The 23,949-nt window shown below is 73.0% G+C and carries 19 protein-coding genes and 2 pseudogenes; 8 read left to right on the forward strand and 13 right to left on the reverse strand.

Features of this window, described 5'->3' with window-relative positions; translation table 11 throughout:
• Positions 1–67: 67 nt before the first annotated feature.
• From AIF0345_RS07045 to AIF0345_RS07065, 5 genes and pseudogenes are all read right to left on the reverse strand, one after another.
• Positions 68–1,081 (reverse strand): annotated as a pseudogene (locus AIF0345_RS07045) (LacI family DNA-binding transcriptional regulator); the annotation flags it as partial.
• Positions 1,082–1,433: 352 nt separating this feature from the next.
• Positions 1,434–2,351, reverse strand: a complete 918-nt coding sequence (locus AIF0345_RS07050; protein ID WP_268917041.1) for a sugar ABC transporter permease — start codon at positions 2,349–2,351, stop codon at positions 1,434–1,436.
• Between the two features lie 18 nt (positions 2,352–2,369).
• Positions 2,370–3,965: an ABC transporter permease subunit gene (locus tag AIF0345_RS07055; protein WP_268917040.1), complete on the reverse strand. Its 1,596-nt coding sequence runs from the start codon at positions 3,963–3,965 to the stop codon at positions 2,370–2,372.
• A 48-nt stretch (positions 3,966–4,013) separates the two neighbouring features.
• Positions 4,014–5,264, reverse strand: a complete 1,251-nt coding sequence (locus AIF0345_RS07060; protein WP_043559227.1) for a sugar ABC transporter substrate-binding protein — start codon at positions 5,262–5,264, stop codon at positions 4,014–4,016.
• Between the two features lie 175 nt (positions 5,265–5,439).
• Positions 5,440–6,666, reverse strand: a complete 1,227-nt coding sequence (locus tag AIF0345_RS07065; RefSeq protein ID WP_043559224.1) for an alpha-amylase family protein — start codon at positions 6,664–6,666, stop codon at positions 5,440–5,442.
• 137 nt (positions 6,667–6,803) lie between these two features.
• On the opposite strand from AIF0345_RS07065, the gene AIF0345_RS07070 reads away from it, so the two are divergent.
• The 6 genes from AIF0345_RS07070 to holA all read left to right on the forward strand — a co-directional run bounded on the left by AIF0345_RS07070 (position 6,804) and on the right by holA (position 14,778).
• Positions 6,804–8,141 (forward strand): deoxyguanosinetriphosphate triphosphohydrolase, encoded by a 1,338-nt coding sequence (locus tag AIF0345_RS07070; RefSeq protein ID WP_404976005.1) that lies wholly within the window; start codon positions 6,804–6,806, stop codon positions 8,139–8,141.
• A 61-nt stretch (positions 8,142–8,202) separates the two neighbouring features.
• Entirely contained in the window at positions 8,203–10,209 is a 2,007-nt protein-coding gene (gene dnaG / locus AIF0345_RS07075; protein ID WP_285297759.1) for a DNA primase, read from the forward strand.
• A gap of 79 nt (positions 10,210–10,288) precedes the next feature.
• Positions 10,289–11,116, forward strand: a complete 828-nt coding sequence (locus AIF0345_RS07080; RefSeq protein ID WP_285297760.1) for a DegV family protein — start codon at positions 10,289–10,291, stop codon at positions 11,114–11,116.
• Positions 11,117–11,312: 196 nt separating this feature from the next.
• Positions 11,313–12,062 carry a helix-hairpin-helix domain-containing protein gene (locus AIF0345_RS07085; protein WP_285297902.1) on the forward strand — a complete coding sequence of 250 codons (750 nt, stop codon included), beginning with the start codon at positions 11,313–11,315 and terminating at the stop codon, positions 12,060–12,062.
• On the forward strand, positions 12,059–13,825 hold the full coding sequence (locus AIF0345_RS07090; RefSeq protein WP_268917038.1) for a ComEC/Rec2 family competence protein: 1,767 nt from the start codon (positions 12,059–12,061) through the stop codon (positions 13,823–13,825). Before AIF0345_RS07085 ends, AIF0345_RS07090 begins: the two co-directional genes overlap by 4 nt.
• Positions 13,735–14,778: a DNA polymerase III subunit delta gene (holA, locus tag AIF0345_RS07095; protein ID WP_268917037.1), complete on the forward strand. Its 1,044-nt coding sequence runs from the start codon at positions 13,735–13,737 to the stop codon at positions 14,776–14,778. The genes AIF0345_RS07090 and holA overlap by 91 nt, the downstream gene beginning before the upstream one ends.
• A gap of 31 nt (positions 14,779–14,809) precedes the next feature.
• Here the strand turns inward: holA and AIF0345_RS16825 are convergent.
• The 7 genes and pseudogenes from AIF0345_RS16825 to AIF0345_RS07135 all read right to left on the reverse strand — a co-directional run bounded on the left by AIF0345_RS16825 (position 14,810) and on the right by AIF0345_RS07135 (position 20,769).
• Positions 14,810–15,138, reverse strand: a pseudogene (locus tag AIF0345_RS16825) (hypothetical protein).
• 34 nt (positions 15,139–15,172) lie between these two features.
• The gene (locus tag AIF0345_RS07110) at positions 15,173–16,660 is read right to left on the reverse strand and encodes a DUF1846 domain-containing protein (RefSeq protein ID WP_268917034.1); all 1,488 of its coding nucleotides are present in this window, start codon (positions 16,658–16,660) and stop codon (positions 15,173–15,175) included.
• A gap of 208 nt (positions 16,661–16,868) precedes the next feature.
• Positions 16,869–17,129, reverse strand: coding sequence for a 30S ribosomal protein S20 (rpsT, locus tag AIF0345_RS07115; RefSeq protein ID WP_043559210.1), 261 nt, complete (start codon positions 17,127–17,129; stop codon positions 16,869–16,871).
• Positions 17,130–17,293: 164 nt separating this feature from the next.
• Positions 17,294–18,070 (reverse strand): type II toxin-antitoxin system PemK/MazF family toxin, encoded by a 777-nt coding sequence (locus AIF0345_RS07120; protein ID WP_268917033.1) that lies wholly within the window; start codon positions 18,068–18,070, stop codon positions 17,294–17,296.
• A 46-nt stretch (positions 18,071–18,116) separates the two neighbouring features.
• Positions 18,117–18,926: an ABC transporter permease gene (locus tag AIF0345_RS07125; protein WP_268917032.1), complete on the reverse strand. Its 810-nt coding sequence runs from the start codon at positions 18,924–18,926 to the stop codon at positions 18,117–18,119.
• A gap of 5 nt (positions 18,927–18,931) precedes the next feature.
• Complete coding sequence (locus AIF0345_RS07130) at positions 18,932–19,729, reverse strand: ABC transporter permease (RefSeq protein WP_084682313.1); 798 nt, start codon at positions 19,727–19,729, stop codon at positions 18,932–18,934.
• The gene (locus tag AIF0345_RS07135; protein WP_268917031.1) at positions 19,729–20,769 is read right to left on the reverse strand and encodes an ABC transporter ATP-binding protein; all 1,041 of its coding nucleotides are present in this window, start codon (positions 20,767–20,769) and stop codon (positions 19,729–19,731) included. The genes AIF0345_RS07130 and AIF0345_RS07135 overlap by 1 nt, the downstream gene beginning before the upstream one ends.
• A 129-nt stretch (positions 20,770–20,898) precedes the next feature.
• Here AIF0345_RS07135 and AIF0345_RS07140 point away from each other — a divergent pair, with 129 nt between their 5' ends.
• Both AIF0345_RS07140 and AIF0345_RS07145 read left to right on the forward strand, forming a co-directional pair.
• A complete protein-coding gene (locus tag AIF0345_RS07140; protein WP_285297763.1) occupies positions 20,899–22,296 on the forward strand; it encodes a sensor histidine kinase in 1,398 nt (465 codons plus the stop codon).
• Positions 22,297–22,306: 10 nt separating this feature from the next.
• Entirely contained in the window at positions 22,307–23,008 is a 702-nt protein-coding gene (locus tag AIF0345_RS07145) for a response regulator (RefSeq protein ID WP_404976006.1), read from the forward strand.
• Between the two features lie 13 nt (positions 23,009–23,021).
• On the opposite strand, the gene trpA is transcribed toward AIF0345_RS07145, so the two are convergent.
• Positions 23,022–23,948, reverse strand: coding sequence for a tryptophan synthase subunit alpha (gene trpA / locus AIF0345_RS07150; RefSeq protein WP_285297764.1), 927 nt, complete (start codon positions 23,946–23,948; stop codon positions 23,022–23,024).
• Between the last annotated feature and the right edge of the window lies 1 nt (position 23,949).

Raw genomic sequence — 23,949 nt, forward strand, 5'->3', positions numbered from 1 at the left:
CGTGCGGGGAGCCGGCGGCGTATCGTGTGCCGCCAGAAAATGCTCGATAGCCGGCCTCCGCCGTGCGGGGAGCCGGCGCCGTCGAGCCGCGCACAATGAGGTCGGGGGCGAAGAGCATCTCGGTGCCGGGGACCTCCTGGCCCACGATGATGGACATGAGCGTGGTGACGGCCGCGCGGCAGATCGCGGCCACGGGTTGGCGCACGGTCGTCAGGGGAGGGGCGGTCATGGGGATGAGCGCCGAGTCGTCGTAGCCGATGACGGACAGGTCGTGGGGCACGGACAGCCCGCGGCTGCGGGCGCCCGCGATGATGCCCAGGGCCATGATGTCGGAGCCGCAGATGATGCCCGTGCAGTCCTGGTCGATCAGGCTGCCCGCGGCGGCGGTGCCGCCCTCGTAGGAGTAGAGCGTCTCGACGATCCGCAGCGGCTGGTCGGGCAGTGCAGCGCGCAGGGCGTCCTCGTAGCCGGCGCGCTTGCGCTGGGCGGGGACCATGCGCAGCGGGCCGGTGGCCAGCCCGATGCGGCGGTGCCCCAGGCTGACCAGGTGGTCCACCGCGATCCGGGCGGCGGTGCGGTCGTCGGTGGTGAAGCCGGGGGCCCTGATGGTCGGGGCGTTTCCGTTGATGGTCACCAGGGGCACGCCGCGGTCGCGCAGGCGCTGGTAGCGGGTCACGTCGCCGCTGGTGTCGGAGTGGCGGCCGGAGACGAAGATGATGCCGGCCACACCCCGGTCCACGAGCATCTCGATGTACTCGTCCTCGCTGGTGCCGCCGGGGGTCTGGGTGCACAGCAGGGGGGTGTGGCCGCTGGAGGCGAGGAGCTGCTCGATCTCCTGGGCGTAGGCCGGGAAGATCGGGTTGCTGAGCTCGGGGACGACCAGGCCGACCAGTCCCCGGGAGCTTTGCCGCAGGGCCTCGGGGCGTTCGTAGCCGAGCAGGTCGAGAGCGACCAGGACCTGCCTGCGGGTGACCTCGGCGACATTCGACTTCCCGTTGAGGACCCGGGAGACCGTCGCAGTGGAGACCCCTGCCTGCTCTGCGATGTCGGCAAGGGTGAGGCGCTGGTGCACGGTGGTCATCTCCTAGGTGCCGATCCGGGTTGGGCGCGCGTCCTGTTCCGGGGAGGACGGGTGGATGGTATCGGAATTCAGGCCCTCGATTTCCCGTGCGACGAGTTCTCTCCCCGCAGTATCCGAGAACGCGAGCGCGCCGTCGCCGATCGTCGAGGAGGAGGGGCTCGAGGAGAACGACGCTCGCCGGTCCGCCCGCGGTGCGGGGCGGACCGGCTTGGCTTCGGCATCCGGTGAGGCGCGGCGGGCCGGGGCGGTCGGAAGGCCGAGTGCGACGGGACCGAGGGGCACGAGCGACGAGGCCCATGGGCGCCGGGAGCCGTCGACGGATCCTCCGGGGCCGGCCGGGGGATGGAGTAGGTCAGCCCTTGACCGCGCCGGCGATCGAGCCGCCGACGATGTAGCGCTGCAAGAACTGGAAGAGCGCGATGACGGGAGCCATCGTCAGGACGGCGCCGGCGGCGAAGGTGCCGAGGTTGGCGGAGTTGTTGTTGCCGGCGACCATGGCCCGCAGGCCCACCGCCAGGGTCTTCGTGGAGTTGTCGGTCAGGAAGATCGACCCCAGGATGAACTCGGAGATCACTCCGACGAATGCCAGGAGGAAGGTCGTGGCGATGATCGGCTTGAGCGTGGGCAGCAGGATGATGCGGAACACCTGCCAGTGGGTGCAGCCGTCGATGATGGCGGCCTCGTCGAGCTCCTTGGGGATCGTGTCGAACGTCCCCTTGATGAGCCAGACCTGCCCGAGCGCCCCACCCATGAGCGCGAGGCAGTACCCGCTCAGGGTGTTGAGACCGAGGAAGGGGATGACCCTGCCCAGGTCGCTCATCATGCTGTAGATCGCGATGATGGACAGCGTGGCGGGGAACATCATGATCAGCAGGAGGGCCAGGAGTCCGCCACGACGTCCTTTGAACCGGAACCGGGAGAACACGTAGGCGGCCAGCAGCGACAGGAAGACCTGGGCGGCGCCGATCACGGCGCACACGATCAGCGTGTTGAGGTACCAGTGCAGGAACGGGCCCCGCTCTCCGGACAGGAGGATCCTGTAGTTGATGAGGCTGACCCCGTTGGTGGGGACGAGCGTGGTGGTGCTCAGCGTTCCCTGGGGGTTGAGGGAGGCCGAGAGGATGTAGAGGACGGGGATGGCGGCGAAGACGAGGGCGAGGACGCCGACGAGATGGCGCCAGCCGATCTCGCGGCACCAGTGGGCGAAGGTCATCCGGTTCGCGTCGGGAGTGGTGGCGAACTCGGGCTGCTTGGACTGATCAGTCGTCATGATGCTTTCCTTCCACGCTCAGTTGACGTCTTCGAGCGCCTTGGTGGCGCGGAACTGCAGGGCGGCCAGGACGCCGGTGATGGCGAACAGCACCACCGAGACGGCGGAGGCGAAGCCGTAGTCGGCCCTGGCGCCGCCGAAGGCCATCCGGTAGATCATCGAGATGAGGATGTCCGTCCCGCCCCTGACGTCGCCGGCCGTCTCGAAGGGGCCGCCGCCGGTGAGCAGCTCGATCGCGTTGAAGTTGTTGAAGTTGAAGGCGAAGGAGCTCACCAGCAGCGGGGCCACCGCGACCAGGAGCAGGGGCGCGGTGATGCGCAGGGTCGTCTGGATCCCCGTCGCCCCGTCCACCTTGGCGGCCTCCTTGACGTCGGCCGGGATCGACTGGAGGGCTCCGGTGCACACGATGAACATGTAGGGGAAGCCCATCCACAGGTTGGTCAGCAGGACGGCTGCCTTGGCCATGGTGGGGTCTCCGAGCCAGTCGATGTTCAGGCGCAGCAGCTCATTGATCAGTCCGAAGTCCTTGTTGTAGAAATTGGCCCATACCAGCAGGGAGACGAAACCGGGGATGGCGTACGGCAGGAGCAGGAAGGACCGGTAGAGCTTCTTGCCGCGGATGCGGTCGTCATTGAGGACCAGCGCCAGGAAGAAGCCGACGATGAAGGTGAGCAGCACCGAGCCGAATGCGAAGACGAGCGTCCACACGAAGGCCTGACCGAACTGGTTGAGGATGGATGAGTTGGTGAAGAGCCTGACGTAGTTGGCGAAGCCGACGTTCTGCTGCCACGACTGGTCGAGGGCCTTGCCGTCGTCCCTGGCGTAGAACTCCGACGTGCCGATCTTCTGCACGGTGTACGTCTTGCCCGTGATCGTGTTGGTGAAGGAGTCGCTGGCCTCGTCGTAGACCATCGAGGCGGTCGCCACCACCGCCTGGTTGAAGCCCTTGACCTGGAGGAAGCGCCCGTCGTCGATGGGCACGTCGAGGTCATTGATCCTGGCCGAGGCGGCGTTGACCTCCCTGGGGCTCAGCAGCGTGTACCCCTCGGCGGCGGTGATCTTGCCGCCCTCCAGGGTGACGGCGCCGGGTTCCGCGGGCGTGAGCGACGACCCGGCCGTGGCCGTGTAGGCCTTGCCGGTGCCGGGGTCCACCAGGAACAGGGTGAAGGGGCCGTCGGCGGCGCTGCCGGTGGTGCCCACGCGCAGGTCGTAGATCGGGGTGTCGGGCACCCTCGTGACGGAGTTGGCGATAATGGCCGAGATCGCCTCGTCCTTCGTCCTGGTGCCGCGGTTGGAGTCGCCGTAGTTCGTGAAGGAGATCTGAACGGTCAGGACGATGGGGACGATGAGGAAGACGGCCAGGAAGAACGTTCCGGGGAAGAGGTACTTTCCGGGGACGAAGCGCTTGGTCGAGTACAGCAGGAACATGGCCGCGGTGGCCGCGCCGACGATGACCAGCCACACCCACATCCTGTAGTGCACGAGGAGCGGTACGAGATAGGCGGCCAGGGCCAGGGTGGCGCCGAGCGCCAGGACGCGGATGAGCACCGAGGTGATCGTGGTGGTCTTCTCCTGCTTCGTAAGACGTGCGTTCTCGGGGGCGGTTGACATCATTGTCTGGGATAAACCTTTCGGACGGCAGACTGGGTTCGGGGATTCGGATCAGATGGCGAGTGCGGACTTGATGGATGCGCCGGCGTCCTCCATCGCGGACTCCGGGTCGTTCTTGCCATTGATGATGTTGGCCTCCGCCCGTCCCAGAGGCGTCCAGATCTCGGCCATCTCGGGGATGGAGGGCATGGGGGGCGCGCTGCTGGCGATGTCGAAGAAGGTCACCATGTCGGGGTTGGACGACTTGAGCTTCTCCGCCAGGTCCTCCTGGGCCGGCGGGAGCTCGTTCTTGGCGAACATGGCCTCGGCGACTGTGGAGTCCTTGGCGACATCGGCGATGAAGCTCTCGGCGATCGAGCGGTTGCTGCCGTTCTGGGCCACGTAGAAGACATTCACGCCCGCGAAGGGCACGGCCTCGTTCATCCCCTCGAATCCAGGGATCTTCGCGATGGCGTAGTCGATGCCCGCTTCCTTGACACCGGACAGGGACCATGGGCCGGAGATGAGGTAGGGGGTCCTCCCGGTGGTGAACAGGTCGGTGGCGTTGTCGGTGCTGATGGAGGTCTTGAGGACGCCCTCGCGCGCAAGAGCGGCCATCTTGGTGCCGGCGGTCACCGAGCCCTCGGCGCCGATCCCCAGATCCTCGGTGTCGTACGTGCCGTCGGAGTAGGTTCCGAACAGGTATCCGCCCGCGGATGAGTAGAAGGGCTGCATGAAGTAGCCGTTGCCCTCGTCGCCGACGGGCAGCGCGAGGACCTCATCGGTGCCGGCGGCCCTGCCCGCCTCGACCAGCTCCTCGACCGTGGCCGGCGCGGTCTTGCTGGTCAGCCCCTTGTTCACGTAGAGGGCCAGCGCCTCGACGGAGTACGGGGCGCCGTAGATCTGGTCGTTGTAGGTCACGGCCTTCAGCGCCATGTCCGAGTAGTTGGCCTGCGCCTTCTCGGAGAGCACGACCGGGGCGATGGCGTTGTTCTGGACGAGCTTGCCGATCCAGTCGTGGGCGCCGATGACGATGTCGGGGCCGTTGCCCGCGCTGTCGGCCGTGATGAAGTTGGTCTCGAGGTCGTCGGCGACCACCTGCACGGCGACCGTCAATCCGCCCTGCTGGTCCGCCCACTGGGTGGCGAACTCCTCGACCGAGGGGGCCTTCTTCTCGTCGGCCCAGATGACCAGGTCAGCGGTGGTGTCGGCGGCGACGGTACCACTGGAGTCGCTGGAGTCACTGGAGCCGCAGGCTGCTGCTGCGGCGAGAGTAGTGGCGATGGCGGTCATGGACAGGAACGACCGGCGATTGAGGGTCACCGTGATTCTCCTTCGAATCTGAAAGGGAGGACGGGTAGGCGAGCACACACAATGTAACGCGAGCGTGCAAGATTTGCAAGAATCTGGCAGATCTTACGCAAACATGATCTGTTCTGCCGGCCTTCGGGGCGGGGCGGCCGCGGAAGGCGCTCGGCACTCGCAGCCGGCGGCCGCCTCAGGCGACGGTGGAGGCCTGGAGCCAGACCGTCGTCGTGGGCGGCACCAGCAGGCGCCGGTCCTCCTGGACCAGTGCCGCCGAGGCGAGCAGCACCTGGGCCTGCTCGGGCAGCGCGACGCCCCGGTCGGAGGTGTTGACCAGCACCAGGATGTCGCGGTTCAGGAAGGTCAGGACGTCCGCCGGGCACCAGTCGAGCCCCACGACGAAGGCGAAGGGGCCGGTGGCCAGCGCGTGCTCCTGCCTCACGTAGGTGGCGTGCCGCACGGTGGACAGGGGGGACCCGAACTGGTCGCCCTGGTCGCCCGAGCGCTCGTTGATGAGCCTGGCCAGCTCCTGCGTCGAGCTCGGCTTGTCCTTGTCCGGCAGGCTGATCTCGTCGCCCTGGCGCAGGTAGACCGCTCCCGGCAGGGCGAGCACGAGCGCCTGCAGCGCCAGCGACCGGCGCCCGCGCTCCTCGTCGCTGGTCTCGAACCAGCAGTACCCGTCGCCGGGGTCGGTGGACCTGACGAGCCGGTAGCTGGGCAGGTACCGCCACACGGGCGGGGCCCCGAAGCGATCGTGCTCGTCCAGGGAGTGCGTGATGTGCCGGGTCAGGGAGTCCGCCTCCCACCGGGTGAGCATGAGCGCGTCGTCACGCAGGTGGTGCAGCCAGTCGTCCTGCAGGTGGTGGCGCAGCGCGTCGGGATAGTCCGCGGAGACGTCGGCCCCGATGAGGCCGTCATCGACGTGCTCGGCCACGAGGGCCTGCAGAAGGGTGAGGTGCTCGCTGAGCAGGTCCAGGTCGGTCTCGGCGCTGACCTGGGGCGGGACGATCGTGCCCAGGTCGACGCCGTCGGCGCCCTCGGCGAGGAAGGCGGCAGCGCGCTGCAGGAGCTTTTCCTCGCCGCTCTCCTGGTCGATGAAGATCGGGTTCGCGTCGCGGGCGTGCGCACCGGTCACGGGCCCCAGCGCCCCCGAGATCCTGGCGATGACGCGCAGGCCGAGCTCGTGGGCCCGGCCTGCGAAGGAGCGGAAGGACGACAGGTCGCCGTCGGTGGGCACCCGCGAGGGGCGCACGAGCACGACATTGAAGCCGAGCGAGGCGACGTGGTCCAGGATGCCGTGAGCCGCGTCGAGGTCGGCGGCGCCGACCTGGGCGGAACCGATCTCGTAGACGAGGCCGTCGCGCCACCATTCCAGCGGCCCGTTGTAGACGCGGTGGACGAGCGTTGTGGTGGTAGTCACAGCAAACGGCTCCCTTCCTCCGGGTCTGGCCCGGACAATTCAGTCCGCGCGTCCGCCGCTCGCGGCCTTGCGGGCGAGCAGCATAAGCGCACAAGTTTATATCTCATAGTAGCCCCATGCTGCGCTACCTTGTGACCATGTCCAGCAACGGGGTGCCACTCCACACCGCCGGCCCCCGTGACGGCCACGGTCCTGCCGGCGGGGAGCGGGATGACCTGGCCGGGTACGGGGCCGGCGACATCGCTCGTTTCGTGCCAGAGCCTGCGAAGAACCCCCAGCGCACGCCCTTCGAGCGCGACCGGGCGCGTGTGGTCCATTCCTCAGCGCTGCGCCGCCTGGGCGCCAAGACCCAGGTGCTGGGGCCCTCCAGCGACGACTTCGTGCGGACCCGCCTCACCCACTCCCTGGAGGTCGCCCAGGTGGGCCGCGCGCTCGGGCAGGCGCTGGGCTGCGACCCCGACGTCGTCGACACCGCCTGCCTGTCCCACGATCTGGGCCACCCGCCCTACGGGCACAACGGGGAGAAGGCGCTCGATGTCGTCGCGGCGTCCATCGGCGGCTTCGAGGGCAACGCCCAGACCCTGCGCATCCTGACCCGCCTGGAGCCCAAGACCATGGACGCCTCCGGACGCAGCGTGGGCCTCAATCTCACGCGCGCCAGCCTCGACGCCGTCGCCAAGTACCCCTGGGCCCGGGGCGAGGGGCCCGGCGGCCCGCAGGGCAAGAGCGCCCGCAAATACTGCTGCTACGACGACGACCGGGAGATCTTCGCCTGGATGCGCGCCGGCGCCCCTGCCGGGCGCCGCTGCCTGGAGGCCCAGCTCATGGACTTCTGCGACGACGTCGGCTACTCCGTCCACGACGTCGAGGACGCCATCGCCCTGGGGCGCATGGACCCGGCCCGGCTGCGAGAGGACTCCGAGGTCGACTCCGTCGTCGAGGACACCAGCGCCTGGTACGGGGCCGAGCCGGGCCGCGCCGCGCTCGGCGCGGCCTGGGAGCGTCTGGCCGCCCAGTCCAGCTGGATCGCCTCCTACAGCGGGGCGCCGGCGGACGCCGCCAGGCTGAAGAACCTCACCAGCCAGCTCATAGGCCGCTTCGTGTCCGCCGTGGCCGCGGCCACCCGGGCCGTCTTCGGGACCGGCCCCCTGACCCGCTACGACGCCGACCTGGTCATCCCCGCGGACACCGCCGCCGAGATCCTGTTCCTCAAGGGCGTCGCCGTGCACTACGTCATGGCGCCGCGCGAGCACGAGCCCGTCTACCTGCGCCAGCGCACCGAGCTGTTCGACCTGGCCGACGTCCTGCTCTCCTCCGGGGGCGAGCACCTGGAGCCCATCTTCGCCGCGGCCTGGCGCCGGGCCGACGACGACGCGGACCGCATCCGGGCGGTCGTGGACCAGATCGCCTCCCTGACCGACACCTCGGCGCGCGCCTGGCACGCGCGCCTGTGCGGGCTGCTCTCGGAGGTATGAGACGAGTCCGGCGCCCCGCCCCGGGCGCATCCGTGTCGGCGCCCTCGCCTAGAATGCCGCCATGGCGGGACTGATCAAGCGCGAGGACATCGACGCGGTGCGCGAGCGCGCGAAGATCGAGGACGTCGTCGGCGAGCACGTCACCCTCAAGAGCGGCGGGGCGGGATCGCTCAAGGGCCTGTGCCCCTTCCACGACGAGCGCACCCCCTCCTTCAACGTCCGCCCCCAGCTGGGCCTGTGGCACTGCTTCGGCTGCGGCGAGGGCGGGGACGTCATCTCCTTCGTCCAGAAGATCAACCACCTGCCCTTCACCGAGGCCGTGGAGTACCTGGCCGGCCGGGTCGGCGTCCGGCTGCGCTACGAGGAGGGCGGCGGCTCGGCCACCCACGGCGTCGAGCCCGGCACCCGCCGGCGGCTCCTGGAGGCCAACCGCCTGGCCGAGTCCTGGTTCCGCGAGCAGCTCGCCGCCCCCGCCGCGCAGGCGGGACGCGCCTTCCTCGGCGGACGCGCCTTCGGCCCCGAGGAGGCCGCCCGCTTCGGAGTCGGCTACGCCCCCGCCGGCTGGGACACGCTGGCGAACATGCTGCGCTCGCGGGGCTTCACCGAGCACGAGCTGGTCGCCTCGGGCCTGTGCGGGCAGGGCGGTGCCGGCGGCGCGCGCGTCTACGACCGCTTCCGCGACCGCCTCATGTGGCCCATCCGCGACGTCACCGGGGCCACCGTCGGATTCGGCGGCAGGCGCCTGTCGGACGAGGACGCCACCGTCCCCAAGTACCTCAACACCCCCGAGACCGCCATCTACCACAAGAGCCAGGTGCTCTACGGCCTGGACCTGGCCAAGCGGGACATCGCCCGCGACCACCGCGTCGTCGTCGTCGAGGGCTACACCGACGTCATGGCCGCCCACCTGTCCGGGGTCACCAACGCCGTGGCCACGTGCGGCACCGCCTTCGGGGCCGACCACGTGCGCATCGTGCGCCGCCTCCTGGGGGACTCCGCCGACCCGTCGGCCGGCGTCATGGCGGGCAATCGCGCCCGCGGCGGGGAGGTCGTCTTCACCTTCGACGGCGACGCCGCCGGGCGCAAGGCGGCCCTGCGCGCCTACGGGGAGGACCAGCACTTCGCCGCGCAGACCTTCGTGGCGGTCGACCCGCACGGCTACGACCCCTGCGACCTGCGCATGGCGGAGGGCAACGACGCGATCCCGCGGCTGCTGGAGCGCCGCGTGCCCCTGTTCGAGTTCGTCATCCGCGCCTGCCTGGCCGATCTGGACCTGGACACCGCCGAGGGGCGGGTGCGGGGGCTGCGCTCGGCCGCGCCGGTGGTGGCGGGCATCCGTGACCGGGCGCTGCGCCGGGAGTACACCCGGCGCCTGGCCGGGTGGCTCGGCATGCCCGACTCCGAGGCCGTGGGGGCGGTGCGCGCCGCCGCGCGGCGCGGTGCGGGCGGCCCGGGCCCGTCGGGCGCCGGTCCGGACGCGGCCGCGCCGGGCACCGTCTCCGTCCCGGCCGGGCTGCCGCCGGTGAGCGACCCGGTGGCCAGGCTCGAGCGCCAGGCCCTGGAGGTCATCGTGCAGATGCCCGTGGTCGCCGCGCGCGCCGGCGCGGACGACATCAGTCCGGTCGCCTTCTCCGCGCCGGTCCACCGGGCCGTCTTCGAGGCCATCGAGGCGGCGGGCGGGGCCGGGGAGGTCCCCGGCCTCATCTCCCGGGCCGAGGCCTCCGGCCTGGCTCATGACGTCGCCGTCAACCGAGCCACCGTCCGCTGGATCGAGCAGGTGCGCGTCGGGGCCATCGGACCGGTCAGCGCCGCCATCACCGAGCTGGCGGTGGCGCCCCTGCCCCTGGCGCCGTCCCGCGGCCAGGCCGACGGGCCCGACCCGCACGTCGTCGAGCGCTACGCTCGAGGCGTCCTGTCGGCCCTGGCCCGCACCGGGATCAACCGCCGGCTCGCCGAGCTGCGCGCCAGGCACCGCCGCATGAGTGCGGACGACGAGGACTACCGGGGGGTCTTCGAGCAGATCGTGGGCCTGGAGAACCGGCGCATGCAGATCGCCCAGCAGTCCTGAGCCCGGCCGGGCGCAGGGGAGCGGCCGCTTGGACACATTGGACACAACCGATGGTGACGGCGGCGACTACTCTGAGGCCATGACCCTCGCCGTCGTCACCGACTCCGCCGCCTGCCTGCCGCCGGCGCTCGCGCAGTGCCGTGGCATCGGGGTCGTGCCGCTCCACGTGATCGACGACGGCGCCGCCCCGACCACCGCACGGCCCAGCGTCGCCGAGCTGGCGGCCGCCTACGCCTCCGCCCTGGAGCGCGCCGACGAGGTCCTGGCCATCCACATCGGCTCGGTGCTGTCGGGCACGGTGGACAACGCCCGTCTCGCCGCCCAGGAGCTCGCAGCCGGGGGCCGCTCGGTCCTGGTCCTGGACTCCGGCGCCTCGGGCGGGGCGCTCGGACTGGCCGCCCTGGCCGCCTGCGAGGCCGGCGACGCGCGCCGGGGGGCCGCCCGCGCCCGGGAGTCGGCGTCGCGGTCCCGCACATTCTTCCTCGTCGATGACCTGACCGGTCTGCGGCGCAGCGGGCGCGTGGACCGCACGACCGGCCTGGTGGGCGGCGCCCTCGGGATCCGGCCGGTGCTGACCATGTCCGCCTCCGGCGTGGCCGTCGCCGAGACCGTGCGCGGCTCGGCGCGGGCCCGGCGCCACCTGATCGCCCAGGCCGTGCGCGCCGCCGGCGGGACGCAGCTGAGCGGGCCGCGGCCCCCGGTCGAGCCGGTGCGCCTGGCCGTCCACTACGGGGAGGACCCGGCGCAGGGCCAAGAGCTCGAGAACGACCTGGCCGAGGCCATGGCGCAGGCCGGGGCGGTGGTGGAGTCCATCATGCGCTCGCCGGTCGACGCCGCCCACCGCGTCCACCTGGGGCCCGGCGCCCTGGGCGTCGTCGTCGCCCCGTGGCTGGGCCGCGGCAGGTGAGCGGCGCCCGGCGGCGGGCCCCGGGCGGGCGTGACCGAGCGCGCTGTCGGCGCCGCGGCCCCACAGGCGCGCCTCGTGCACCCCGCCGGGCGGCTGTCCACAGGCGGCCAGCGCCGCCCGGCGCCATCGCTCTACCGTCGTCACCATGAGCGGTCGGCGGGCGGCGCAGCGGGACGGGCGGTCCCTCGACGGCCTCGTGCGCCTGGCCTGCTCGACCGACCCCGACGAGCCGGTTCGCAGGCCCCGGCGCATCGCCGTGGCGCCACGGGCCGCCATGGTCCTGGGGGCCGCCCTGATCGCCCTGGCCCTCCTCCTCGCGCTGCGCACGGTGATGAACGCGCCCGGCTCGCGCCCCCAGGCCGGTCCGGCGGCCACGGCGACGGCCGGGGCCGGGGAGACCCCGGCCGGCGGGGAGCCCGCGACCGGCCCGGCGACCGGCCCGGCAACCATGCCGGACGGCGGCCCGGGTCACTCCGGCGCCGAGCCCGGCGGGACGGGCGAGGTCCTCGTGCACGTCGTCGGCGCAGTCCGGTCACCGGGGGTGGTCAGGCTCCCGGCCGGTGCGCGCGTCGTGGACGCCATCGAGGCTGCCGGCGGGGTGCGCGAGGACGCCCAGACCGATCAGCTCAACCTCGCCAGGATCGTCGCCGACGGCGAGCAGGTGCGGGTCCCCGTCGTCGGCGAGGCGGTGGAGGCGGCACCCGCCTCGGAGACGGGGACGACTCCCTCCGCGGGAGCCGGGGCCGGCGGCTCCGGGCTGATCAACGTCAACACCGCCTCCGCCGACGAGCTGGAGAAGCTGCCCGGGATCGGGCCCGCACTGGCCGAGCGGATCGTCAGCCACCGGCAGGCCCACGGCCCCTTCGCGAGCCTGGACGACCTGACGGACGTGCCCGGCATCGGGCGGGCCAAGCTCGAGGCCCTCAGGTCGGAGGCGACCGTATGAGCGCCCGCCCCGGGGAGCGCCGCAGCGGGCCCCACGCCTTGCGTGAGGCCGCCCCCGCGCCCCTGGACGCGCGCCTGCTCACGCCGGCCCTGGCCGCCTGGGCCGCCGCCGCCTGGGCCACCGGCCTGTCCGGACGGGGGGCCTGGCGCCACACGCTTGCGGCGGCCCTCGTCCTGGCCGTCCTCGCCCTCCCGCTGGGAGCCGGAGCGCTCCGGTTCCGCCCGCCCCGCCACCGCCGGGATCCGAGGCCCGGTGCGCCGGACGCCCCGGACGGCTCCGCCGTCGGATCGGTGTGCGCGAGCCTCCTGCTGGCCGTCCTGGCCGCCCTCGCGGTGCTCGCCGTGACCGCGGCCGGGTCGTGGAGCCGGGCCGCGGATCCCCTGACCCGGGCGGCGGCCGAGGGCCGTGCCGTCACCATTGTGGGCGCTGTGGCCTCCGAGCCGCGCGTGGTGGCCGGGCCCCGCCGCACCACTGTGGTCGCCGACCTCGACGTCACCGCCGTTGACGGCAGCGGCTCCCGCCTGACCGCCCTGGTCCTGGGCGGCCGGGACTGGTACGGCCTGCCCATGGGCGCCACCGTGCGCGTGCACGCCGCGCCCCGGCCCGCCGACCCGGGCGAGGAGCACGCCGCGGTCCTGGGCTCCGACGCCGTCGTGCGGCTCACCGCCCGGCCGACCGGCGTCCTGGCCCTGGTCGGAGGCGTCCGGGCGGGGCTGGCCGACGCGGTCGGGGAGCCGCGGACGGCACCGGGCCGGTGGCGGTGGCCCGACGGGGCGCGCGAGCTCGTCTCCGGGGTGGCGCTGGGGGACGACCACGCCCTGCCCGCCGACGTCCGGGCCGACATGCGCACCGTGTCCATGACCCACCTCACCGCCGTGTCGGGCGAGCACGTCGCCATCGTCCTGGGCCTGGTCGTGTGCGGGCTCGGCCTCCTGCCCAGGCGGTGGCGGGCCGTCGCCGGGGCTCTGGTGCTGGCGGGACTCGTCGTCCTGGTTCGTCCCGGCGGGTCCGTCCTGCGTGCGGCGGCCATGGGCGCGGTCCTGCTCGCGGGCGTGGCCCTGGGCAGGCGCTCCGCCTCCCTGCCCGCACTGGGAGCCGCGGTCATCGTCCTGCTGCTCATCGACCCCTGGCAGGCGCGCTCCTACGGCTTCGCCCTGTCGGTCGTGGCCACGGCCGGGATCCTGCTGGGGGCCGCCCCCGCCCAGGCGGCGCTCGCCCGGCGCCTGCCCCGGTGGGCGGCCGCCCTCCTGGCCGTGCCGCTGGTCGCCCAGGCCGCCTGCGCCCCCGTCCTGGTCCTCCTCCAGCCCCGGGTGAGCACCTGGGCGGTGCCCGCCAACGCGCTGGCGGCCCCGCCCGTGCCCGTGGCGACCGTGACCGGCCTGCTCGCCGCCGTGGTGGCGCCGTGGTGGCCCGCGCTGGCGAGACTCATCGCCTGGCCCGCGACCGCCTGCTGCGCCTGGCTGGTGGTCGTCGCCGGCTTCTTCGCCGACCTGCCGGCCGCGAGCCTGGAGTGGCCCGGCGGGGCGGGCGGCGCCTGCGCCCTGGCGGCGCTCGAGGCCGCCGGCGCGGCGGCCGCCTCGCGGCGGGGGCGCGCGGGCCTGCGCCGGGCCTCCACGGCCCTGACGCCGGCGGCATGCGCAATCAAGTCGGCGCTGCGTGGCAGGCTTGCCCCATGGCACCGACCCGACGCTCCACCCGAGGCTCCCGGCGCGCACCGGCAGGACCCGCCTGGGACCAGGTCGACCTCGCCCCGGTCGTCCTGATCCGCGCGGGTGAGGAGCTTCTCGCAGACCGCGCCGTGGCCCGGCTCCTGGCCCGGGCGCGCCAGAAGGACCCCGCCACCGAGATCAGCACGATCGAGGCAGCCGCCTACGAGCCCCACCGGCTCGACACCCTCACGTCCCCCTCCCTGTTCGGGGAGCGCAAGCTCGTGCTCGTGCCGGCCCTGGAGCAGATGAACGACGCGCTGCTGACGGACCTGCTGGCCTACACCTCCGACCCCGCGCCCGACGTCGTCGTCCTGCTGCGGCACAACGGCGGCCAGCGCGGCCGCAGGCTCCTCGACGCCCTGGCCGGGTCCCCCTACCCGGTGGTGACCATCGAGGCGGTCAGGTCGCCCAGGGACAAGGCCGCGCTCGTGGGCGCGGACGTGCGCCGGGCGGGCCGCCGCATAGAGCCGGAGGCCGTCGGCGCGCTCGTGGACGCCCTCGGCTCCGACCTGCGCGAGCTGTGCTCGGCCGTCGACCAGCTGATCGCCGACACCCGGGGCACCATCACCACCCAGGCCGTCAACACCTACTACGCGGGCCGCTTCGAGGCCACCGGCTTCACCGTGGCGGACGCCGCCGCCGCGGGGAACGTCGCCAAGGCCATCACCGCCCTGCGCCACGCCGTCGCCACCGGCACCGAGCCGGTGCCGATCGTCGCCGCCCTGGCGATGAAGATCCGCCAGCTGGCCCGCGTGGCCGCCATGGGAGGCAGGCGGGGCATGAGCCCCAAGGACCTCGGCATGGCGCCCTGGCAGGTGGACCGGGCCCGCCGCGAGCTGTCCGGCTGGTCGGACGACGCCCTGGCCGCGGCCATCATGGCGGTAGCCCGGGCGGACGCCGAGGTCAAGGGGGAGTCGCGCGACCCCGTCCACGCCGTCGAGCGGGCCGTGCTCACCATCTGCAGCGCCCGGCGCGGACGCCTGCCCTCCCGCCCGCGCGGCGCCTGAGGGCCGTCGGCGGCGGGGCGGCTCCCGCGGCCTACCCGGCGGGCCGGGCGCCCGCGCCCAGGAGGCGCTCGTTGTACTTGGCCATGACGTCGACCTCCAGGTTGACGCTGTCGCCGGGCCGCCTGCCGCCCAGGGTCGTGCGGCGCAGCGTCTCGGGGATCAGGCAGACGGTCAGCGACCCGGGGAGGCGGGGCCCTCGGCGGCCTCGGCGACGGTCAGGCAGCACCCGCTGACGCAGATGGAGCCACCCGGGCGGGTGCCCTCCATGACCCGCGGGGCGCGGACCGTCAGCCTGGCCGACGACCCGGCGCGCTCCACGCGCTCGATGCGCCCGAGCTCCTCCACGATTCCGGTGAACATCCGTGATCCTCCTGCGGGTGCGGGACGGCGCGCCTCAGCGCTTGCGGTACAGCGTCTTGGTCGCGAACACGGGCTCGTTGGTCACCTGGATGCCGAGGGAGCGGAAGATGCCCTCGTCCACACTGCCCAGGATCGTCGAGGTGTGCACGTCGCAGCCGCGCAGGTTCTCCAGCTGGGCCAGGGCGCGGGCGGCGTTGGGGTCCCCGTTGGCGGACACGGCCAGGGCGATGAGGACCTCGTCGGTGTGCAGGCGCGGGTTGCGGCTCCCCAGGTGCCGGGTCTTGAGGATCTGGATCGGCTCGATCGAGCTCTTGGCCAGCAGGTCGACGTCCCGGTCGATGCCCGCCAGGCGCTTGAGGGCGTTGAGCAGCATCGCCGAGCAGCAGCCCAGCAGCGGCGAGGTCTTGCCGAGCTCGATCGTCCCGTCGGGCAGCTCGATCGCGGATGCGGGCGCCCCGGTGGAGGCCGCCAGGCGCGCCGCGGGGGGCACGACCGGCCGGTCCGCCTTCTCGACCCCGAGCCGGGACATGAGCAGGGAGATGCGCGCCGACTGGACCGGGTCGGTCATGTCGCGCTTCTCGGCGACGAGCGCCCTGTAGTAGCGGCGGATGACCTCCTGCCTGCTGGCCGCACGGCAGACCTCGTCGTCGCTGATGCAGTTGCCTGCCATATTGACGCCCATCTCCGTGGGGGACCGGTAGGGCGAGGCGCCCAGGATCTCCTCGAACAGGCGCTTCAGGACGGGGAAGACCTCGACGTCGCGGTTGTAGTTGACGGTCTGGACCCCGTGGGCCGCCAGGTGGAAGGGGTCGATCATGTTGACGTCGTCGAGGTCAGCGGTGGCGGCCTCGTAGGCGATGTTGACCGGGTGGTCCAGGGGCAGGTTCCAGATCGGGAAGGTCTCGAACTTGGCGTAGCCGGAGGAGATCCCCCGAAGGTGGTCGTGGTACATCTGCGACAGGCAGGTCGCCATCTTGCCGCTGCCCGGCCCCGGGGCGGTGACGACGACGAGGTTGCGGGAGGTCCCGATGTACTCGTTGCGCCCGTACCCCTGCTCGGAGACGATGCGGGCGACGTCGCCGGGGTAGCCGGGGATCGGGTAGTGGCGGTAGACCGTGATGCCCAGCTTCTCCAGCTTGCGCTTGAAGTCGCGGGCCTGGGGGTTGTCGTCGGTCCACCGGGTGATGACGACGCTGCCCACGTACAGCCCGTAGGAGCGGAATGCGTCGATGTGGCGCAGGACCTCGTCCTCGTAGCCGGTGCCCAGATCGGCGCGAACCTTGTTGCGGGCAAGGTCCTTGGCGCTGACGGCGACAATGATCTCGACCTCGTCGGCGAGCTCGGCGAGCATGACGACCTTGTTGTCCGGGGTGAAGCCGGGCAGCACGCGCGAGGCGTGCATGTCGTCGATGAGCTTGCCCCCGAACTCGAGGTAGAGCCTGCCGCCGAACTGCGTGCGGCGCTCGGCGATGCGTTCGGACTGCATGCGCAGGTACTTGTCCCGGTCGAAGCCTATGCGCATGCGCACTCCTGCCTGAGTCGAGGTGAACGGGCCCAGCCGGATCGCGCCTGCCCGCAGCATCCTAGCGCCGTCCGGTCCCGGCCGCGCCGACTCCCTGGCGCGAGCACACGCGCCCGGGGGCGGGCGCGGCGGCGAGGGTCTCGGAGCGGCGCGCGGCTATCGGGCGAGAGCGGGCCGAGTGCCCGGTGGTTGCGGTCTTGGGCCCGGCTCAGAGGGCGGCGACGCGCTTGGCGAGCTTGGACTTGCGGTTCGCGGCCTGGTTCTTGTGGATGACGCCCTTGGAGGCCGCCTTGTCCAGCTTGCGGGCGGCCTTCCGCAGGTGCTCCTCGGCAGCGGCCTTGTCGCCGGCGTCAATGGCCTCCCGGACGCGACGCACATAGGTCTTGAGCTCGGACTTGACGGACTGATTGCGCAGACGGGCCTTCTCGTTGGTCTTGATGCGCTTGATCTGGGACTTGATGTTCGCCACGGTTGGTAAAGCTTTCTTGATTCGAGTGCGGTCAGCGGCCGGAGAGGAGGGGTCGCGCACACGGGCCGGCAAGGGCGCGGTGAAGGCACCCGGCGAGGCCCGGTCGCGGGACCCCGCAGCCGGCCGGGCCAGAGGTCCGAAATGCGACTCTAGCACCGGGGGAGTCAGCAGGATCGAGCGCGTTCCCCGTCGGCGGCGTGAGGTGCGTCGCGCTTGCGGACGACTCGCCCGGCCCCCGGGCGGCAGCCGCCCGCATCTCCGTGCACCGAACGCGCCCAGTGGGCGCGCAGGGCTGCGACGACTCCGTCGAAGACGTCCCGGCACATGGTGGCGCCCTCGCGGCGCACCGCGGACGGCTCGACCACCAGCAGCCGGTCCAGGCGCACCTCGCTGGGCCGGCCCCGGGAGTCCCAGTCCCCGGTGCCGACGTCGTGCCAGTAGCGGCCCCAGCGGGCCTCCTGGGCGGCGTCGCGGTCGTGGTCCCTGCTCGTCATCTGCGTCACGACCAGCCGCCCACCAGGATCGGCTTGGCGCGCGAGCACGAGCACCGGCCGGTCCTTGCCCCGGTAGGCGTCCTCCTCGTAGGGCACCCAGGTCCACACCACCTCACCGGGGTCGGGCTCGCCGTCGGGGTCGGGGGAGTAGACGATATCGGGCAGGCCCCGAGAGGCGACGTCGTAGACGCCTACTCCGGTCCGCTCCGGAGCCGACGGCGGCTCGCCGGCGGAGCCCGCGGGGCCCGGGGCGCGCCTCTGGGCCGGGGCGCGCGGCGGTGAGGGGCGCACGGTCTTTTCGGAGGCCGAGGCCGCGCGCCCGGTCGGCTCGTCGCTCTGCCGCGCGCCGGCGGCCGGAGCCGGTCGGCTCAGCTCATCGACGTCGTCGGGCGCGCCCTTGGCGGCGGTGCCGGCGATGCCGAGGATCCGGCTGAGAAGGGAGACCATGAGGGGACCATAGACGATCCGCCGGCGATCCACTGACTGCGCCATGCTATCGGACCCCGCCGGCGCGCCGCGCCACGGTGACCAGCAGCCCCCAGCACACGAGCGCTGAGAGGGCCGCTCCCACCAGGAGGGTCGCGACGCCGGCGGCATCCAGGTCGCCGGAGGTGCTCACGGCCGCGCTGCCCAGGGTCAGGCCCCGGGTCACCAGTGCCTGGGGCCACGCGTTGGCCGCCCAGCTGTCCTTCATCACCAGTGCCATGCCCACCACCAGGCCGGCGAAGCACACGGCTACCGGCGCCGCGAAGGACCGCATCCGCATGCTCAGCAGGGACTGGACGGCGATGAGGGGCTGCGCTGTGAGGACGGCGAGCAGGCACTCCGCCACGAAGGCCGACGGCGGGGCGATGCCCAGGCCGAGGCACGCTCCGACCACCCAGGTCAGGAGCATGACGGCGATCTGCATGGCGGTTACGGGCGCCGTCAGGACCAGGGTCTTGGCCGCCGAGACCGCGACCGGGCTGTGCTCGGTGGTGCGCATCGCGTTCCAGCTCGTGCCGAGGTGCTCGGGGCGCCACGACGCCGAGGCCAGCAGGGCGATGCCCAGGGAGCAGAAGAACAGGCCGTAGAAGACGAGCACCTGGGAGGTCAGGCTGCCCCACCCGTGGGACAGCTGAGACCGGTTCATCATGTAGTTGACCGATCCGGACACGACCGCCAGCACGGGCAGGATGAGGACGACCACCCACACCGATGAGCGCCGCAGCTTGAGCGCCTCGACCGCCAGGAGCGCGGTGAAGGCGGGGCGGGTCTCGCGGGTCCTGGGCACGGGAGCAGAGGGAGCCAGGGCGTCAGTCATGGGGATCACCTCTCGATCCGGTCGAGCCGCCGGGTGGCGACGGTGAACAGGACGGCGGCCAGGGCCAGGAAGGCGGCCACCCATCCCAGGGGAGGCGCGGTGTACTGGACATCCGTCTCATGCTGCTGGACGCAGCAGATGGTCGCGTAGTAGCCCCAGGGGACCAGACGCGCGACCCAGGAGGGCGCCAGCAGCATGTAGACGGCGGTGAAGGAGCCGAGCAGGCCGACCCCCACCCCGATGAGCTGGTTCTCCCTGACGGCGGCCAGCCACACGTGGAAGGCGCACATGGCCAGGTCGACGGCGATCAGCTCGGCGGTGTACAGGGTCCAGGGACCGGCGTCCAGCGGGACGGTGACTCCCGCCAGGCGCGCCCAGCCGATCAGGGCCAGGCTCTGGCAGGCGACGGCGGGCGCGATCACCGGGCTCAGGGCCGCCACCTTGGCCCGGCACAGCGCTCCCGGGGTGCGCCCGGCGGTGGCGAACAGCGTCCAACCCGCCCCGGAGTGCTCGATGTCGGTCTGGCGGCTGGCGAGGACTGCGGCCAGGATCGGCCCGGTGATCGCGGACATGATGGTGCAGCTCAGGAGCAGCCGCTCCCAGACGTGGGAGTCGGGTGCGGAGAAGCCCGCGCGCGCAGAGGCGGAGAACAGGCTCGTTCCCGACAGGGCGACCGTGGCGGCCACGAGCGCCGCGGCGACCGGCACGGTGCGCAGGCGCCGCATCTTGGCCAGCTCGAGCCGGACGGCCGTGAGCCGCGGACGACGGGCGAGGGGCGCGACGGCGGTCATCGCAGCGCTCATCACAGCACCCCCGCCCCGCCGGTGAGGTCCATGAAGACGTCCTCCAGGCTCTGGGGCTCCCGACGCACCTCGTGGACGACCACCCCCGCGCTCACCAGGCGGCGGACCAGCTCGGCGGCGCCGGCGGGGCTCAGGGCGGGCACGCGCACGCCCCGGCGGGTGAGCACGGCCGCGCCGGTCCCGCTCGCGGGCACGAGGCCGCCCAGGATCTCGTCACTCAGGACGGCCCGGGGCGTGGGGGTGACCACCAGCATGTCGGGCACGGAGCGCTCCATGAGCTGGGCCCGCGTGCCCTGGAAGACCAGGCGCCCGGCGGACAGGATGCCGAGCACTCCGGCCATGCGGTCGATCTCGTCGAGCAGGTGGCTGGAGACCATGACCGTGACGCCCTGGGAGGCGAGCTCGACGAGCAGACGGCGGATCTCCTCGATGCCGGCGGGATCCAGGCCGTTGGTCGGCTCGTCCAGGACGAGCAGCTCGGGCTGGCGGGCCAGGGCCATGGCGATGCCCAGGCGCTGCTTCATCCCCAGGGAGTAGGCGCGCACGAGGCGGTCCTTGTGCTCGCTCAGGCGCACCAGGGCCAGGGCCCGGTCGACCTGCCGGTCGGACAGGCCCAGCATCTTCTGCACGATCCGCATGTTCTCCGCGCCCGTGAGGTGCCCGTAGCCGGGAGGCTGCTCGATCATGGAGCCGATGCGCGCCATGAGGGGGCCGCGGCTGCGGCGGTCCAGGGGCGTGCCGAACAGGGCGATGTCGCCGCGGGTGGGCGCCAGCAGGCCCAGCAGCATCTTCATGGTCGTCGACTTGCCGGAGCCGTTGGGGCCGAGGAAGCCGTAGACGGCGCCGCGGGGCACGATCAGGTCGAGCGAGCTGACGACGGTGCGGGCGCCGCGCCGGTCGGTGAAGGTCCTGGTCAGGCCGCGAGTGGCGACGACGGCGAGGCCGGACGCCGTAGACGGCGAGAACGCCGAAGGCTCTGCGGGCCCTGCGGGCACTGCGGGAGGCGGCGCCTGGGGCGGTGAGAGGCGTGTTGTGCTCATGGCCGCAAGCCTCGCCCGGACCGGGCGCCGGGTCGTCAGGCCGCGGTCTGAACCTCGCGCCCCTTGAGAGGGCCGCCCTCATACCCGGGTATGACGCCCTGGCCGACCGGCCGCCGATACGGTCCTGCCATGAGCAGGCTGACCATTACACGCGCCGCCGAGCGATCCGGGCGGTCGCCCGGCGGGCGGGGGCGCCCCGGCGTGGCCGACTTTCTCCTCGCCGCCCTCCTGGCGTACTTCTCCATATCGAATCCGCCCAGCGCATCGAGATTCAGCGGGTCCGCGACGGTGGCCGTCTTCTACGGCATCACCGCAGTGTGCTGCACGGCGATCGCGCTGCGGCGCCTGCACCCCGTCGCCTCCGTCTGCGCCATCGGGGCGGCACTGACCGGTCACCTGGTCGTCTCCGACGAGGTGTCGCTCTTGTCGATCGTGTCCTGCATGATCGCCGCCGAGACGACCCAGAGCCGCATGCGCAGGCCCTGGAGCCTTGTCCTGCTCGCCCTGGTCTACGTCGGCGTGGTGCCGGCCGCCTGCCGTGCCGGCGCGATCATTGATCCCCGGGTAGCGGGAGACTTCGTCAACCGCATGCTCATACCGAACGTCACCGGGTGGGCGCTGGTCTCGGTGGCGGCGCTCATCGGCGCCGCGCGGCGCCGGGCGCGCGAGCGGGTCGAGCAGGCCCTGGAGCGGGCCGCGATCCTCCAGGCGCAGCAGGACACTGAGCGCCGGCTCGCCGTGGCGCAGGAGCGCCAGCGCATCGCCCGCGACGTCCACGACCTGCTGGGTCACTCCCTGTCGGTGACCGGCATGCAGGCCGCCGGGGCCCGGGCCGTCCTGGCCTCGGATCCGGATGCGGCCGACGCCGCGCTCGCGGTCATCGGGGAGACCAGCCGTCGGGCCGCTGACGAGGTGCGCGCCCTGGTCGACGTCCTGCGGGCCGACGAGGACCGCGCGCCTGCCGGCAGCGACGCGGACGCGCCTGCGGCCCGTCCGGGCGCGGCGCCGTCCCAGCCGCCGCGGCCGCACAGCCGGCCCGTGCCGGTCCCGGCCTCTGAGCCCGCGGACTCGCCCGGGCTGGAGGAGGTGCCCGCCCTGGTCGCCCGCGCCCGCCGCGCGGGCCTGCCGGTGCGCCTGTCGCTGTCGCAGGCGGGCGACGTCGACCCCGCGGTCGGCCGGGCCGTCTACCGCTGCGTCCAGGAGGCCCTGACCAATATCATGCGGCACGCCTCCGGGGCCCCGACCGCCGTGGCGCTGGAGGCGGGCGAGGTCCTCGACGTCGTTGTGGAGAATACGGACGCCGGCGCCCCGGGCGGGGCCCGGCGGCCCGCGGGCTGCCAGGAGCCGGTGGGATCGCGCCGCGAGGGTGCGGGCCTGGCCACCATGGCGGAGCGGCTCGCCGACGTCGGCGGGCACCTGGAGGCCGGCCCCGCGCCCGCGGGCGGCTGGCGGGTGCGCATGACCGTGCCGGCATCGCGGGACGCCGCCCGAGAGCGGGCCGTGGGCATGAGCCGAGGGGTGGCGTGAGCGCATGAACGTGATCCGCATCGGCCTGACTGACGACGAGCCGCTGCTGACCGCGGGGCTGGCCATGCTGCTGGGCGCCCAGGAGGGCATGGAGGTCGTCTGGCAGGCCACCGACGGCTACGAGACCCTGCGCCGGGCGGAGACCGACCCCGTCGACGTACTGCTCCTGGACGTCCAGATGCCCGGCCTGGACGGCCTGGCGACCACCCGCCGCCTGGTGGAGGCCGGGGCCCAGGGCCGCATCGTCATCCTGACCACCTTCGACACCGACGGCTACGTGCTGGGCGCCATCGAGGCCGGGGCGGCCGGGTTCCTGCTCAAGAACACCCCGCCGAAGCGGCTCATCGAGGCGGTGCGCACCGTGCACGCCGGGGACTCGGTCATCTCGCCGGGGCCGACCCGCCGCCTGCTGACCGCCGTGCGCTCGGGCCGCGCCGACGGGGGCCGGGAGGCGGGCGCCGCGCAGGCGCAGCCGACCCCCGAGCGGCTCCCCGCCGACCTGACCGGGCGCGAGCGGGAGGTGCTGGGGCTGGTCGCCGCGGGCCTGACCAACCAGGAGATCTGCGACCGGCTGTGGCTGAGCATGCCGACGGTCAAGACCCACATCTCGCACCTGCTGGCCAAGACCGGCGCGCGCGACCGCGTCCAGCTGGTCCTGGTGGCCCTGCGCACCGGCGTCGTGACCCTCGACGACGTCCTCGCCCGCCCCTGACACCGAGAGCGGTTCACTTCCGCGTCGGGATCGGTCCAGTTCCGCGTCGGGATCGGTTCGGGTGCGACGCCGGGTCATACCGGTCGGCCGGGCGCAGGGCGGCAGCCCTCATCGCGGCCACGAACTCGCGCAGCCCGGCCGTCATCGCCTCCAGCTCGGCGTCGCGGACCGGCGAGCCGGGGGGTGCGGCGAGCAGCGCCGGGGCGTGCGCCTCGACGATCTTGACGGTCGCCGAGCCGCTGATCGCCCCGTCGGCGCCGGCCGCGATCGCCTCGGCGACCTGGTCGGGCCGCGAGATGCCGAAGCCCAGCATGACCGGGGCCGCCGCGTCGGCGCGCAGGCGGGCCACCGACTCGGCCAGGCCGACGGTGGAGGAGACCTGCTCGGTGCCCGTCACGCCGACGCGTGAGACCGCGTAGACGTAGCCGCGCGAGGAGGCCGCCACCGCGTCCAGCGTCCGGGCCGAGGCCGACGGCGGGGCGATGTACACCGCGTCGATCCCGGCCGCCTCGGCCGCGGCGGAGAAGGCTGGCGACTCGCGCACCGGCACGTCGGGCAGCAGCACCGAGTCGATGCCCGCGTCCGCGCACCGGGTGTAGAACTCCTCCAGCCCCACGGAGAAGGGCACGTTGCCGTAGATGAGCATGCCGATGGGCAGGTCGGGGTGGCGCCCGCGGATCCGGGAGACCACGTCCAGGCAGGCGGCGAAGCCGGCGCCCGCCGCGAGCGCCCGGATGTGGGCGCGCTGGATCGTGGGGCCGTCGGCGACCGGGTCGGAGAAGGGGATGCCCAGCTCCAGGGCGTCGGCGCCGCCGTCGACGAGCGCCTCGACGACTGCCTCGGACAGCGCCGGGGTTGGGTCGCCCACCATGACGAAGGGCACGAAGGCGCCCCGGCCGGCGGCGGCCAGGCGCTCGAACATTGCGGGGTAGCGGGACATC

It is taken from the genome of Actinomyces israelii (genome assembly GCF_030253495.1).
Lineage (GTDB): Bacteria > Actinomycetota > Actinomycetes > Actinomycetales > Actinomycetaceae > Actinomyces > Actinomyces israelii.

Coding starts and splice junctions, on each gene's coding strand:
- AIF0345_RS07080 (WP_285297760.1), top strand. CDS start 10,289: ATGACCCTCGCCGTCGTCACCGACTCCGCCGCCTGCCTGCCGCCGGCG.
- AIF0345_RS07110 (WP_268917034.1), bottom strand. CDS start 16,660: ATGCGCATAGGCTTCGACCGGGACAAGTACCTGCGCATGCAGTCCGAA.
- AIF0345_RS07070 (WP_404976005.1), top strand. CDS start 6,804: ATGTCCAGCAACGGGGTGCCACTCCACACCGCCGGCCCCCGTGACGGC.
- trpA (WP_285297764.1), bottom strand. CDS start 23,948: ATGTCCCGCTACCCCGCAATGTTCGAGCGCCTGGCCGCCGCCGGCCGG.
- AIF0345_RS07120 (WP_268917033.1), bottom strand. CDS start 18,070: ATGGTCTCCCTTCTCAGCCGGATCCTCGGCATCGCCGGCACCGCCGCC.
- dnaG (WP_285297759.1), top strand. CDS start 8,203: ATGGCGGGACTGATCAAGCGCGAGGACATCGACGCGGTGCGCGAGCGC.
- AIF0345_RS07090 (WP_268917038.1), top strand. CDS start 12,059: ATGAGCGCCCGCCCCGGGGAGCGCCGCAGCGGGCCCCACGCCTTGCGT.
- AIF0345_RS07130 (WP_084682313.1), bottom strand. CDS start 19,729: ATGAGCGCTGCGATGACCGCCGTCGCGCCCCTCGCCCGTCGTCCGCGG.
- AIF0345_RS07055 (WP_268917040.1), bottom strand. CDS start 3,965: ATGATGTCAACCGCCCCCGAGAACGCACGTCTTACGAAGCAGGAGAAG.
- AIF0345_RS07125 (WP_268917032.1), bottom strand. CDS start 18,926: ATGACTGACGCCCTGGCTCCCTCTGCTCCCGTGCCCAGGACCCGCGAG.
- holA (WP_268917037.1), top strand. CDS start 13,735: ATGGCACCGACCCGACGCTCCACCCGAGGCTCCCGGCGCGCACCGGCA.
- AIF0345_RS07140 (WP_285297763.1), top strand. CDS start 20,899: ATGAGCAGGCTGACCATTACACGCGCCGCCGAGCGATCCGGGCGGTCG.
- AIF0345_RS07050 (WP_268917041.1), bottom strand. CDS start 2,351: ATGACGACTGATCAGTCCAAGCAGCCCGAGTTCGCCACCACTCCCGAC.
- AIF0345_RS07135 (WP_268917031.1), bottom strand. CDS start 20,769: ATGAGCACAACACGCCTCTCACCGCCCCAGGCGCCGCCTCCCGCAGTG.